At 72.2% G+C, this 12,630-nt stretch carries 12 protein-coding genes and 1 pseudogene; 5 read left to right on the top strand and 8 right to left on the bottom strand.

Annotated features, from left to right (window positions below; translation table 11 throughout):
- Positions 1–16: 16 nt before the first annotated feature.
- Both OG252_RS32510 and OG252_RS32505 read right to left on the bottom strand, forming a co-directional pair.
- Positions 17–781, bottom strand: coding sequence for a hypothetical protein (locus tag OG252_RS32510; protein WP_266439478.1), 765 nt, complete (start codon positions 779–781; stop codon positions 17–19).
- Position 782: 1 nt separating this feature from the next.
- The gene (locus tag OG252_RS32505) at positions 783–1,316 is read right to left on the bottom strand and encodes an RNA polymerase sigma factor (protein ID WP_266439476.1); all 534 of its coding nucleotides are present in this window, start codon (positions 1,314–1,316) and stop codon (positions 783–785) included.
- Between the two features lie 315 nt (positions 1,317–1,631).
- Between OG252_RS32505 and OG252_RS32500 the strand changes: the two genes are divergently transcribed.
- Entirely contained in the window at positions 1,632–2,645 is a 1,014-nt protein-coding gene (locus OG252_RS32500) for an aspartate-semialdehyde dehydrogenase (protein ID WP_266439474.1), read from the top strand.
- Positions 2,646–2,747: 102 nt separating this feature from the next.
- Here the strand turns inward: OG252_RS32500 and OG252_RS32495 are convergent, their stop codons facing one another.
- Both OG252_RS32495 and OG252_RS32490 read right to left on the bottom strand, forming a co-directional pair.
- Positions 2,748–3,590: a hypothetical protein gene (locus OG252_RS32495; protein WP_329340539.1), complete on the bottom strand. Its 843-nt coding sequence runs from the start codon at positions 3,588–3,590 to the stop codon at positions 2,748–2,750.
- 150 nt (positions 3,591–3,740) lie between these two features.
- Positions 3,741–4,217, bottom strand: a complete 477-nt coding sequence (locus OG252_RS32490; RefSeq protein ID WP_266439472.1) for a DUF1203 domain-containing protein — start codon at positions 4,215–4,217, stop codon at positions 3,741–3,743.
- A 111-nt stretch (positions 4,218–4,328) separates the two neighbouring features.
- Here OG252_RS32490 and pepN point away from each other — a divergent pair, with 111 nt between their 5' ends.
- Positions 4,329–6,905, top strand: coding sequence for an aminopeptidase N (pepN, locus tag OG252_RS32485; RefSeq protein ID WP_329340537.1), 2,577 nt, complete (start codon positions 4,329–4,331; stop codon positions 6,903–6,905).
- 169 nt (positions 6,906–7,074) lie between these two features.
- On the opposite strand, the gene OG252_RS32480 is transcribed toward pepN, so the two are convergent.
- Positions 7,075–8,034, bottom strand: coding sequence for an EamA family transporter (locus tag OG252_RS32480; protein ID WP_329340534.1), 960 nt, complete (start codon positions 8,032–8,034; stop codon positions 7,075–7,077).
- A gap of 110 nt (positions 8,035–8,144) precedes the next feature.
- Between OG252_RS32480 and OG252_RS32475 the strand changes: the two genes are divergently transcribed.
- Positions 8,145–8,651: a MarR family winged helix-turn-helix transcriptional regulator gene (locus OG252_RS32475; protein ID WP_329340532.1), complete on the top strand. Its 507-nt coding sequence runs from the start codon at positions 8,145–8,147 to the stop codon at positions 8,649–8,651.
- 40 nt (positions 8,652–8,691) lie between these two features.
- On the opposite strand, the gene OG252_RS32470 is transcribed toward OG252_RS32475, so the two are convergent.
- From OG252_RS32470 to OG252_RS32460, 3 genes are all read right to left on the bottom strand, one after another.
- Entirely contained in the window at positions 8,692–8,925 is a 234-nt protein-coding gene (locus tag OG252_RS32470; RefSeq protein WP_329345232.1) for a hypothetical protein, read from the bottom strand.
- A 116-nt stretch (positions 8,926–9,041) separates the two neighbouring features.
- Complete coding sequence (malQ, locus tag OG252_RS32465) at positions 9,042–11,135, bottom strand: 4-alpha-glucanotransferase (protein WP_329340530.1); 2,094 nt, start codon at positions 11,133–11,135, stop codon at positions 9,042–9,044.
- Positions 11,136–11,390: a hypothetical protein gene (locus OG252_RS32460; protein ID WP_329340528.1), complete on the bottom strand. Its 255-nt coding sequence runs from the start codon at positions 11,388–11,390 to the stop codon at positions 11,136–11,138. It lies immediately after the preceding gene.
- Between the two features lie 162 nt (positions 11,391–11,552).
- On the opposite strand from OG252_RS32460, the gene OG252_RS32455 reads away from it, so the two are divergent.
- The gene (locus OG252_RS32455; protein ID WP_329340526.1) at positions 11,553–12,086 is read left to right on the top strand and encodes a PadR family transcriptional regulator; all 534 of its coding nucleotides are present in this window, start codon (positions 11,553–11,555) and stop codon (positions 12,084–12,086) included.
- A gap of 12 nt (positions 12,087–12,098) precedes the next feature.
- Positions 12,099–12,581 (top strand): annotated as a pseudogene (locus OG252_RS32450) (ABC transporter permease); the annotation flags it as partial.
- Between the last annotated feature and the right edge of the window lie 49 nt (positions 12,582–12,630).

Genomic DNA, 12,630 nt, shown 5'->3' with positions numbered 1-12,630 from the left:
GGGCGCCCGCCCTTCGTCAATCGCAGGTGAGCCCGCGTGACTGGGCGGCGGAGACGGTGAGCCGGGCCCGGTCCTGGGCGATCTGCTTCTCGCCGACCAGCCAGTAGTCGGGCTGCCGCTCGCCGTCCGGGATGCCCCACAGCACCTGGTCGCCCTCCCGGAGGCCGGGGATCACGTGCGTGTCGATCACGTAGGTGAGCTCCTTCGCGTCGCCCTCGGCGGGCTGCGCCGGCTTGTAGTAGCGCGTCACGTCCACGGTGAGGCGGACCGACTCGGTGCCGGGGATCTGCTGCACGGACGTGGCCCTGCCCTCGGCGATCAGGCTGGAGCAGGCGAAGTAGCGCGGGCTGCCGAAGAGGGTGCCGGCGCTGGATTCCTCCTTGGCGGCACCGCTGTCGCTGCTCGTCTGGTCGCTCATGCCGCCCTCCGCCTGGGCCAGCAGCCAGGCCATGCCCGACAGCACGGCCGCGGCGGCGGCCACCGCGAGGCCGCCGAAGGCGAGGTTGAGCACGCGGCGCCGGGTGCGGGACGGGCGTACGGGAGCGCGTACGGGAGCCGCGGCGGCCTCGGGGGGTTCGGCGAGCGTCCGCCCGATGATGCCCAACTGCTCGCGCAGCAGCGCGAGGTCGGCCTCGGCGGAACGGTGTTCGGCCATGAAGGCGGCGTCCGCGCGGGCGGCGTCCGACAGGGGTTCGTCGGTGATGGCGGCCATCAGCGCGTCCATGCCGGCGTGTTCGGCCCGTCCGTCGTGTTCGGCGCGTCCGTCGTGTTCGGCGGTCATGTCACACCACCTCGTCCTCGTGCAGGCGGGCACGCAGGGCCCGTACCGCCGTGTGCAGCCGGCTCTTCACCGTGCCCTCGGGGATACCGAGCTCCTCGGCGATCCCGCGCACCGGGAGGTCGGCGTAGAACCGCAGGACGAGGACCTGGCGCTGGGCGTCGGGCAGTTCGTCCAGACCCTGGGCCACGGCGAGGGACAACACGCTGGTGTCCTCGCCGGAGGGGTGCTCCAGCTGGCGCAGGGAGGCCAGGCGTTCGCCGACGCGCTCCTGGCGGCGCTTGGCCCGGTGCCAGTCCATCGCCAGGTTGGAGGCGACGACCGCCGCCCACGCCGACACGTCGCGCGGCGCCTCGTCCCCCCGCGCCGCGCGCTCCAGCAACCGCAGGCGGACCTGCTGCACCCCGTCCGGCAGGTCCGCCTGCGGTACCCCGCCCAGGGCGAGCACGGCTCGCACCCGGCGTTCCTGGGCCGCGTCCAGCGGATCGTCGAGCACGTCCTCCTGGCCGCGGCGGGCCTTTCTGCGCAGCACAGACACCCCTCCCCTCACCGCGTCACCTCTACGACGCCGCAGCGGGCGGAAACGTTCGGCTCAAGGGTGGGAAGTTCTTCGGAGGCGTACGTCACACCAGCGCGGCAGGCCGCACAGCTTGCGGCGCGGAACGGCCGCAGGGTGAATTCCTGCAGCTCAGGGGAGGTGTGGGCAGGAGTTCCGCAGGTGTCGGCCGCCCTGGTGTGTCCCAGTCCTCGGGCATGGTGAGCAAAGAATTGGACAGGTAGGCCCGTGTCGGCCGCATCATGGAAACGTCTCGGCCAGGCAACACGCATGTAAAGACAGACAGAGGGAGTCACCGTGAGGGTCGGAATCGTCGGAGCCACCGGTCAGGTCGGCACGGTCATGCGCAGGATGCTGGTCGAGCGGGACTTCCCGGTCACCGAGCTGCGTCTGTTCGCCTCGGCCCGCTCGGCCGGGACGGTCGTCGACGGTGTGACGGTGGAGGACGCCTCCACGGCCGACTACTCCGGCCTCGACATCGTCCTGTTCTCCGCGGGCGGCGCCACCTCGAAGGCCCTCGCCGAGAAGGTCGCCTCCCAGGGCGCGGTCGTGATCGACAACTCCTCGGCCTGGCGCAGGGACCCCGAGGTGCCGCTGGTCGTCGCCGAGGTCAACCCGCACACGATCGTGGACCGGCCCAAGGGGATCATCGCCAACCCGAACTGCACCACGATGGCCGCGATGCCCGTACTGAAGCCGCTCCACGAGGAGGCCGGCCTCGAAGCGCTCGTCGTCGCCACCTACCAGGCGGTCTCCGGCTCGGGTCTGGCCGGTGTCGCCGAGCTGCACGGCCAGGCGCAGAAAGTCATCGCCGACGCGGACAAGCTGACCCACGACGGTTCGGCGGTCGACTTCCCCGAGCCGCAGGTCTACAAGCGGCCCATCGCCTTCAACGTGATCCCGCTGGCCGGCTCCATCGTCGACGACGGCCTGAACGAGACCGACGAGGAGCAGAAGCTCCGTAACGAGTCCCGCAAGATCCTGGAGATCCCGGCCCTCAAGGTCTCCGGCACCTGTGTGCGCGTCCCGGTCTTCTCGGGCCACTCGCTCCAGGTCAACGCCCGTTTCGCGCGTCCGCTGAGCGCGGAGCGCGCGAAGGAGCTGCTGGCCGGCGCCCCGGGGGTCGCTCTTTCCGACATTCCGACCCCTCTCCAGGCCGCCGGCCAGGACCCGTCCTTCGTCGGCCGCATCCGCACCGACGAGACCGTGGAGCACGGCATCGCCCTCTTCATCTCCAACGACAACCTGCGCAAGGGCGCGGCCCTGAACGCGGTCCAGATCGCGGAGCTGGTGGCGGCGGAACTCAGCTGAGCGGCGCCCGGCTCGGCGCCCGGCTCGGGAGTTCCGCCGGCGGGCGGGCGGTGCGGGAAACAGCGAGCCCGAGCCGATCAGGCACCTGATCGGCCAGGTGGATCAGGCGGTACCCGGGGACTTCGTGGCCTGGGCGACCTTGCCCGTCACGTCCACGGTGTCCTCGGCGGCCGGCGCCTCGACGTCGGCCTCGGTACCGAAATCGCTGAACTTCAGCGTGGTGGTGCTGGTGACCGTCCGGCTCTGCTTCGGAGCGTCCCCGGACTCGGGGCGCAGGGTGAGCCGGACGGTCTGCTGCCGCAGGCGGCCCTGGTCGTCGAGCCACATGTCGAGCGGGAGCGACGACGTGCCCAGCTGCTCGCGCAGCGCCTTCGCCCTGGCCGGATCACCCTCGGCCAGGGCTTCCACGTCGGCCTTGACCCGGTAGTGCGTGGTGCGCGCCCCGTCGATCGTGTCCGTCCCGACCTTGGTGACGTCGCGGTCGGTCACGCCCTTGGCGTACTCGAACGACTCGGCCGGGTCGCTGACCTGCCCGTCCGCGCCGCTGGAGCCGGAGCCGGAGCCGGAGCTGTCCAGCCGGGCCAGGTCGATCTTCATCCAGGTCTTGTCGGGCGGCAGCCGGAGCTGGCTGCGCTGCTCGGCGGGCGCCTTCTGGTAGACGACACCGTCGAGGACCCGCTGCTCGATCTTCTGGCCCTGGGCGGTCAGCGTCATGCGGCTGTCGCCCTCCTCCAGGTCCATCACACCGTCGCCGCGCGCCGTCACGGACTCCCCGGCCGCGGCGGCCTTGGTGGTCAGGGTCATCCTCGCGGTGTCGGCCTCGGCCGTCCTGCGGTACGCGGCTCGCACGGTCTGGGACTCGGACGCCTTGTCACGCCCGTCCTTCGACTGTCCCGCCTTCTTGTCGTCGCCGTCGGAACAGCCGGCCAGTCCCACGGTGAGCACGAGCGCTGTGGCGGCTCCTAAGACACTTTTACCCGTCATAGGGACTTTCCTCCCCAACTCGGTTCATAGATGGGTGACTTGACCCGAACCGGGTTCCCCGTCCGCTCCGTGCCACTCCCCCGGCCTTCCGCGCCGGCCGGCGGGCGAAGGTCAGGGGCGGCGTACCTCGTAGAGGAAACAGCCGTACTCGACGGCCCGGACGTGGACCAGTGTCACGGCCGGGTCGTCGAATGCCTCCCGGAAGGCCGCGTCGAACCCGTCGGCGTCCTCGACGAGCCGTCCGCCCAGGATGTGCCCCTCGGCCGAGTACCGGCGCACCGTGCGGTGCGCGTTCGTGAACGGCAGGCCGTCGCCGTCCGGTCCCGCGCACTCCTCCGCGTGGACGAAGACGGGGCCCTGCTCGTCGTACGCCCCCGGATCGGCCCCCGTCTCAGCCGCCCAGCGGCGCAGCGGGGCGTACGAGACGAGCGCGATCCGCTCCCCCCGCTCGCTGCGGCGCAGGCAGCAGCGGAGTGGGGCGCCGCCCTCCTCGTCGATCACGGGAACCATCTCGCGTCCCGAGTCGTCAGCAGAGCGCAGCTCCTTCAGGACCGTCGGAAGAACAGGGCGTGCGATGTACGTCGTCATGTCCTCACACTCGCGCGCATCCGCCCTGCCCACCGGCGGGATACGGACATCGCGTTCCGTGCAGGCCCGTGGAAGGATGGCGCAACCCACACATAACGAGGAGATGACCGCGTGCCTGGCACAAACCTGACTCGCGAAGAGGCGCAGCAGCGGGCGAAGCTGCTCACCGTTGACTCGTACGAGATCGATCTCGACCTCTCCGGCGCGCAGGAGGGCGGCACCTACAGGTCCGTGACCACGGTGCGCTTCGATGTCGCCGAGGGCGGCACGGAGTCCTTCATCGACCTGGTAGCCCCGACCGTCCACGAGGTCACCCTCAACGGCGACCACCTCGACCCCGACGAGCTCTTCGCGGACTCCCGGATCGCGCTGCCCGGGCTGCTGGACGGCCGCAACGTCCTGCGGGTCGCGGCCGACTGCGCGTACACCAACACCGGTGAGGGGCTGCACCGGTTCGTCGACCCCGTCGACAACCAGGCCTACCTCTACACCCAGTTCGAGGTGCCGGACGCCCGCCGGGTGTTCGCGTCCTTCGAGCAGCCCGACCTCAAGGCCACCTTCCAGTTCACCGTGCGGGCGCCGGAGGGCTGGACGGTCATCTCCAACTCGCCCACCCCGGAGCCGAAGGACAGCCTCTGGATCTTCGAGCCGACGCCGCGCATCTCGACGTACATCACCGCGCTGATCGTCGGCCCGTACCACTCGGTGCACAGCGTGTACGAGAAGGACGGCCAGACCGTCCCGCTCGGCATCTACTGCCGCCCCTCGCTCGCCGAGCACCTCGACTCGGACGCCATCTTCGAGGTGACCCGGCAGGGCTTCGACTGGTTCCAGGAGAAGTTCGACTACCAGTACCCGTTCAAGAAGTACGACCAGCTGTTCGTGCCCGAGTTCAACGCGGGCGCGATGGAGAACGCGGGCGCGGTCACCATCCGCGACCAGTACGTCTTCCGGTCGAAGGTGACGGACGCCGCGTACGAGACGCGGGCCGAGACGATCCTGCACGAGCTGGCCCACATGTGGTTCGGCGACCTGGTCACCATGGAGTGGTGGAACGACCTGTGGCTGAACGAGTCGTTCGCCACGTACACCTCCATCGCCTGCCAGGCGCACGCGCCGGACAGCCGCTGGCCGCACTCCTGGACCACCTTCGCCAACTCCATGAAGACGTGGGCGTACCGGCAGGACCAGCTGCCGTCCACGCACCCGATCATGGCCGAGATCCGCGACCTGGACGACGTCCTCGTCAACTTCGACGGCATCACGTACGCCAAGGGTGCTTCCGTACTGAAGCAGCTCGTCGCGTACGTCGGCATGGACGAGTTCTTCGCGGGCGTGCAGGCGTACTTCAAGGCGCACGCGTTCGGCAACACGCGCCTGTCCGACCTGCTCGGCGCGCTGGAGGAGACCTCCGGCCGTGACCTGGGGACCTGGTCGGAGAAGTGGCTCCAGACCGCCGGCATCAACATCCTGCGCCCGCAGATCGAGACGGACGCGAACGGTGTCGTCACGTCCTTCGCGATCCGCCAGGAGGCCCCCGCGCTGCCCGCCGGCGCGAAGGGCGAGCCGACCCTGCGCCCGCACCGCATCGCGGTCGGCCTGTACGACCTCGACGACGAGAGCGGCAAGCTGGTGCGCGACGAGCGCATCGAGCTGGACGTCGACGGCGAACTGACCGCCGTACCGCAGCTGGTGGGCAAGCGCCGACCGGCGGTGATTCTCCTGAACGACGACGACCTGTCGTACGCGAAGGTCCGCCTCGACGAGCAGTCCCTCGCCTTCGTCACCGAGCACCTCGGTGACTTCGAGTCGTCCCTGCCGCGCGCCCTGTGCTGGGCGTCGGCGTGGGACATGACCCGGGACGCCGAGCTCGCGACCCGCGACTACCTGTCCCTGGTCCTGTCGGGCATCGGCAAGGAGTCCGACATCGGCCTGGTGCAGTCGCTGCAGCGCCAGGTGAAGCTGGCGATCGAGCTGTACGCCGACCCGACCGCCCGCGAGGCCCTGCTGACCCGCTGGACGGACGCCACGCTCGCGCACCTGCGTGCGGCGGCGCCGGGCAGCGACCACCAGCTGGCGTGGGCGCGCGCGTTCGCGGCGGCGGCCCGTACGCCGGAGCAGCTGGACCTGCTCGACGCCCTGCTGGAGGGCACGCAGACGATCGAGGGCCTGGCCGTCGACACGGAGCTGCGCTGGGCGCTGGTGCAGCGGCTGGCCGCGGTGGGCCGCTTCGACGAGGCGGAGATCGCGGGCGAGTACGCGCGCGACAAGACGGCCGCCGGCGAACGCCACGCGGCCACCGCCCGGGCCGCCCGCCCGACGCCGGAGGCCAAGGCGGAGGCGTGGGCGTCGGTCATCGAGTCCGACAAGCTGCCGAACGCCGTCCAGGAGGCCGTCATCGGCGGCTTCGTGCAGACGGGGCAGCGCGAGCTCCTGGCCCCGTACACGGACAGGTACTTCGAGGTCCTGAAGGACATCTGGGAGTCCCGCTCGCACGAGATGGCCCAGCAGATCGCGGTCGGCCTCTACCCGACGATCCAGGTCTCCGAGGAGACCCTGCGCAAGACCGACGAGTGGCTGGCCTCGGCCGAGCCCAACGCCTCCCTGCGCCGGCTCGTCTCCGAGTCCCGCGCGGGCGTGGAGCGAGCGCTGAAGGCCCAGGCGGCGGACGCGGCGGCCACCGAGTAGCGGCCGCCGTACGTACGGCAACAGGGGGCGCCCGGCACACCACCGGGCGCCCCCGCTCACGCACGCCGGTCGTCAAACTGCGGGCAATCGTGCCGCCGGGGCGGCACGGGTGGGCGCAGGCGGCACCCCGCGACGCCGGGCTGCGCCGTCCACCCCCGCCCGGCCCCCGTCAAGCTGCGGGCAATCGTGCCGCCGGGGCGCCACGGGTGGGCGCAGGCGGCACCCCGTGACGCCGGGCTGCGCCGTCCACCCCCGGCGAGCCGCAGCCCACGGGCTGACGGACCGGTTGCAGCTGCCCCGCGACCGTCGCCCCGAACGCCAGCGCCATGCCGCCCAGCTGCACCGGCGTGAGCGCCTGCCCGAGCGCCGCCCAGCCGACCACCGCGGCGGTCAGCGGCGAGAGCGGGCCGAGGAAGGTGACCTGGGTGGCGGTGAGGCGGCCGATGCCGCGGAACCACAGCCAGTACGCGACCGCCGTGTTCGCCAGCGCCAGGTAGAGGTAGCCGCCGACCGCCCGGCCGTCCAGCGCGGGCGGCGCGCCCTCGACGAGGAGGGCGAGAGGGGCGATGAGCAGGCCGCCCGCGGTCAGCTGCCAGGCGGTGAGCGCGAGGGGGCCCACGCCGTCCGGGCGGCCCCACCGCTTGGTCAGGACGGTGCCGGCGGACATCGAGGCGGTCGAGGCGAGGGCCGCGAGCACACCCACGGTGTCGAGCGCCCCGGCCGCCTTCAGGACGACCAGGCTCACCCCGGACGCGGCGACGAACCCGGTGATCACACTGCGGGCCGTCGGCCGCTGCCCCAGCAGCAGCGCCGACAGACCCACGACGAACAGCGGCCCGATCGAGCCGACGACCGCCGCCATCCCGCCCGGCATCCGGTACGCCGACAGGAACAGCAGCGGGAAGAAGGCGCCGATGTTCAGCGCCCCGAGCACCGCCGCCTTCCCCCACCAAGCGCCGCGTGGCAGCACCCGGGCCAGGGCCAGCAGGACGAGGCCGGCGGGCAGGGCGCGCATGAGGCCGGTGAACAAAGGGCGGTCGGCCGGCAGGAACTCGGTGGTCACGGCGTACGTGGTGCCCCAGGAGACGGGCGCGAGGGCGGTGAGCAGGACGGTCGCTGGCCGTTTCATGACCGGCACCCTTCTCCGAAGGTAGCTTGATGAAAAGTAGCTTATCTCTAAGCTACTTGCAGTCAAGCTACTTTCTTGCGGGTGATCGGAAGCGGGCGGATACTCGCCCCATGAGTGCAGAGCGCAAGGACGCCGTCGACGCGATCATCGAGCAGTGGGCCGACGTGCGGCCCGATCTCGAAACGGCCGCCATGGAGGTCTTCGGCCGGATCTACCGGCTCTCGCGCGCGATGGGCGACCGCATGGAGAAGGCGTACGCGTCCCTCGGGATCTCCCGCGGCGAGTTCGACGTCCTGGCGACCCTGCGCCGGTCCGGAGAGCCGTACACCCTCTCCCCCCGCCTGCTCTCCGGGACGCTGATGCTCACCACCGGCGGCATGACCGGCCGCCTCGACAAACTGGAGCGGGCGGGCCTGCTGCGCCGCTCCCCCGACCCGCACGACCGCCGGGGCCTGCAGGTGACGCTGACGGAGAAGGGGTTGGCGCTCGTCGACGAGGCGGTGGGTGCGGGCCTCGCGGTCCAGACGGACGCCCTGAAGGGTGCCCTGGACGAGGAACAGGCCGGCCGATTGGCCGACCTGTTGCGAGAGTTGCTCATCGGGACCGAGGGGTCCTAGCAGTCCGAGCCCGGTCCGGGCTCGGAGTGAACCGCCCCGGTCAGGCCTTGGAGCCGACCTCGGCCTTGGGCCTGGTCTTGATGTTGCGGGTCGTCACCCGGTGCGCCTCGTGCGACTTGTCCAGGACCATCACCAGGCCCGCGATGACCGCGAACAGGACGATGGGGGCCACGACGAAGAGACCCAGCGTCTCGATGACGCTCAGGCCGGTGCCGGGATCGTCACCGTCGTCGCGGGTCAGCGCGAGCGCGGGGGACGACATGAGCAGCATCATCAGCGTCGTACCGGCAGCCAGGGCGCCGGCGCGCAGGGCGTTCTTCTTCACAGGGCCAACGTAGCGAACGGCCGGAAGGGACGCGCGTCCGGGGTGCCGTATGAGGCGGGCGGCGCTCACGGAGTGCCACCCGAGGTGTGCCGGAAGACGTCCAGCAACGCATGCAGCCGCGGCGAGCCCGCCAGTTCCTCCAGCGTCACCGGCCGCCCCTCCGTGTCCGCGATCGGGAGCCGCCAGTTCGGGTACTGGTCCCAGGTGCCCGGCAGGTTCTGGGGGCGGCGGTCGCCGACGGTGTCGGGGAGCCAGATGCCCACCATGCGGGCGGGGGTGTGCAGGAGGTAGCGGTGGACGGCCTGGATCTCGGCCTCCTCCGAGGACGGGTCGATGCCGCCGCCGGTGCCCTGCAGGAGGCCGAGGCGAGCGAGCAGGGCCAGCCACTCCGCGGTGTCGGCCGACGCCTCCGCCCGCTCTTCGTCCAGGGGGCGGGTCAACAGGCCGAGGTGGTCGCGGAGTTCGACGTGTTCGCCGGTGAGGCGGGACGCGGTGGGCGGGAGGTCGTGGGTGGTCGCGGTGGCCAGGCAGTCGGCGCGCCAGTGGTCGGGGGGCAGGGGGCGGCCGTCGCCGTCCCAGTCGCGCTCGAACCACAGCACCGACGTGCCGAGCACGCCCCGCTCGCGCAGTGTTTCGCGCACGCCGGGCTCCACGGTGCCCAGGTCCTCGCCGATCACCACCGCCCCGGCGCGCGAGGCCTCCAGGAGCAGTACGGCGAGCATGGCCTCGGCGTCGTAGCGGACGTACGTGCCCTCGGTGGGCGGTTCGCCGAGCGGCACCCACCACAGCCGGAACAGGCCCATGACGTGGTCGATGCGCAGGGCGCCGGCGTAGCGGAACAGGGCCCGCAGCAAGGACCGGAAGGGTTCGTAGCCCGACTCGGCCAGGCGGTCGGGCCGCCAGGGCGGCAGGCCCCAGTCCTGGCCGCGCGCGTTGAAGGCGTCCGGGGGCGCGCCCACCGACATGCCCGCCGCGAAGTACTCCTGCTGCGCCCAGGTGTCGGCGCCCTCGGGATGGACCCCGACCGCGAGGTCGTGGACCACGCCCACCGGCATGCCCGCCTCGCGGGCCGCGCGCTGGGCGGCGGTGAGCTGGGTGTCGGTGAGCCAGGCGAGGTAGGTGTGGAAGTCGACGCGGTCCATCAACTCGCCGCGGGCGCGGGCGGTGTCGGCCGAGCGGGGGTCGCGCAGGCCGGCCGGCCAGCCGTGCCAGTCGGAGCCGTGCACCTCGGCGAGGGCGCACCAGGTGGCGTGGTCCTCCAGGGCCTCGCCCTGCTCGGCGAGGTAGTCGACGTAGGCGGCGCGCCGGCCCGGCCCGAGCGGCACCTCCCGGACCAGCTCCAGTGCCTCCCGCTTGAGCTCCCACACGGCGTCCCGGTCGATCAACGCGCCCTTCTCCAGCACCGATGCGCGCAGCCGCTCCGCCCGCTCCAGCAGGCCGCGCAGCCGCTCGCGGTCGGTGACCTGGGCGTACTCGGGAATGTCCGCGACCCGCAGATGCACCGGGTCGGGGAAGCGGCGTGAGGAGGGGCGGTAGGGGGACGGGTCGGTGGGGGCGCCGGGCACGGCCGCGTGCAGGGGGTTGACCTGGACGAAGCCGGCGCCGAGCGCGCGGCCGGCCCAGGCGGTGAGTTCGGCGAGGTCGCCGAGGTCGCCCATGCCCCAGGAGTGTCGGGAGAGCAGGGAGTAGAGCTGCACGAGGAGGCCGTACGAGCGTCCCGGCGGCGCGGGCAGCCGGGGCGGGGCCACGATCAGGTGGGCGCGGGCGGTGCGGTCGTCGGGCGCGGTGGCGGTCACCCGGTGGACGCCGGGCGGGAGTTGGTCGGCGGCGGCGCGGGTCTCGCCCTGTTCGGTCTCGATGCGCAGGCGAGTGCCGGCCGGGAGGGCGTCGAGGGCGGCGCACGTGCCGCCGCTCCAGCACACCACCGTCGGCGGCAGCAGCCGCTCGCGCAGTTCCCGTTCACGGGCGGCGAGTGCGCCCCGCACGGCCGCGGGGGTGCCCGCGTCGACGTCGAGGGCGGCCAGGACCCGGGTGACGGCGGCGGCCGAGGCCGCGACCGTGCGGTCCGGGGAGGGGCTGTACGAGGTCGCGACGCCGTGCAGCGCCGCGAGCCGGGACAGGTCCTCGGTGGGCGGCTCGACCGACCGGGGTGCTGTCATCTAGGGCTCCGCGTGCACGTCGGACTCGCTGGTCAGGGGGGCGGCGTCGGCGAGCGGCGGCTCGCTGGTGAGGGGTTCGGCGTCCGGCAGGGGCGGTTCGCTGGTGAGGGGGGTCTCGGCGCAGGCTCCCTCCGCGCTGAACACGCAGAAGTGAACCTCCGACGAGGCAGTCAGGGCGGATGAGGCAGTCGGGGCGGACGGCTCCGCCTCGGGTTTGGAGGGGGCGGGGAGCAGAAGGTATGCCGATGCGGCCATGGGGGCCTCCTTGTCGGGGGCGACGATCGGTCATCGCAGCTCTACCCAGTGGCCGCGGCGGCAGACGTACCAGAGGGAACAACGTGCCTCTCATCACAATCTTCCAAGCTCCCCTTCCCTCACTATTCACTCAGTACATATATCCAGTACATAATGCTCGCCATGAGCACCCGCCACATCCTGCTGGGGCTGCTCGCCGGAGGGCCGAGCCATGGCTACGACCTCAAGCGACGCCACGACGAACGTTTCCCCCAGGCCCGCCCGCTGGCCTACGGGCAGGTCTACACGACCCTGCAACGCCTGGTCCGGGACGGCCTCGCGGAGGTCGAGGGCACCGACTCGGACGGCGGTCCGGAACGGACGACGTACCACTCCACGGAGGAGGGAGCGCGTGAACTGGCCGACTGGGCCGGGTGCATCGCCCCGCCCGCGCCCTTCGTGACGAACGAGATCTTCGCCAAGGTCGTCGTCTCGATCCTGGCCGGCGGCGACCCGGCCGCCTACCTCCGGGAGCAGCGCGCCGCCCACATGGAGCGGATGCGGGAGCTCACGGCGGTCAAGACCGCCACGGGGGCCGACTTCGCGACCGTGCTCTCGGCCGACTACGCCCTCAACCACCTCGACGCCGACCTCCGCTGGATGACCACCACGGCGGCCCGGCTCACCACCCTGACCGCGGAGGTCGACTCAGCATGAGCAACCCAGACCGCGGGCTTCGTGGGCGTACGGCAGGCGATGCTCGCCGATCTGCACGGCCAGCGTCGTGACGGCCGGCTCGGCATGGAAATCGGCTACTACGCGACGGGGCTCGATCTGACGGCCGCCGCGATCCTCGTCGCCCTCGCGATCGTCCTGTCCGCTCTCGCCGTCGGCACCGCCGAGGCCCTGGCCACCCGGCGCCGAGGTCTGGCCGCGCTGACCGCGGCCGGGGTCCCGCGCGCGGTACTGGGCCGGGCGCTTCTTCTGGAGACCGCGCTGCCGCTGCTCCCCGCGGTCGCGCTGGCGGGCACCGGCGGTATGGCGACCGGCGTCTGGTACGCCACGATCACCACGGAGTACACCACCCCGTCCGTGCCGTACGCGGCTCTCCTGGTCCCGCTCGCCGTGTACGCGGCCTGTCTGCCGGCCGCGGCCACGTCACTGCCGCTGCTGCGCCGCTCGCTGCACCCGGCGGAGCTGCGCTACGCATGACCCCGTGACCGCCGGCCCGTGACCGCCGGCCCGTGACCGCCGGCCCGTG

Source organism: Streptomyces sp. NBC_01352, assembly GCF_036237295.1.
Taxonomy (GTDB): Bacteria; Actinomycetota; Actinomycetes; order Streptomycetales; family Streptomycetaceae; genus Streptomyces; species Streptomyces plumbiresistens.
The sequence above is the reverse complement of the archived record's forward strand: the minus strand, read 5'-3'. Positions and strand labels throughout refer to the sequence as shown.

Bases quoted from the DNA above. Each gene is read 5' to 3' on its own strand.
- OG252_RS32510 (WP_266439478.1), bottom strand. From the start codon at position 781: ATGACCGCCGAACACGACGGACGCGCCGAACACGACGGACGGGCCGAA.
- OG252_RS32490 (WP_266439472.1), bottom strand. From the start codon at position 4,217: ATGACGACGTACATCGCACGCCCTGTTCTTCCGACGGTCCTGAAGGAG.
- OG252_RS32480 (WP_329340534.1), bottom strand. From the start codon at position 8,034: ATGAAACGGCCAGCGACCGTCCTGCTCACCGCCCTCGCGCCCGTCTCC.
- OG252_RS32475 (WP_329340532.1), top strand. From the start codon at position 8,145: ATGAGTGCAGAGCGCAAGGACGCCGTCGACGCGATCATCGAGCAGTGG.
- OG252_RS32470 (WP_329345232.1), bottom strand. From the start codon at position 8,925: ATGATGCTGCTCATGTCGTCCCCCGCGCTCGCGCTGACCCGCGACGAC.
- malQ (WP_329340530.1), bottom strand. From the start codon at position 11,135: ATGACAGCACCCCGGTCGGTCGAGCCGCCCACCGAGGACCTGTCCCGG.
- OG252_RS32460 (WP_329340528.1), bottom strand. From the start codon at position 11,390: ATGGCCGCATCGGCATACCTTCTGCTCCCCGCCCCCTCCAAACCCGAG.
- OG252_RS32455 (WP_329340526.1), top strand. From the start codon at position 11,553: ATGAGCACCCGCCACATCCTGCTGGGGCTGCTCGCCGGAGGGCCGAGC.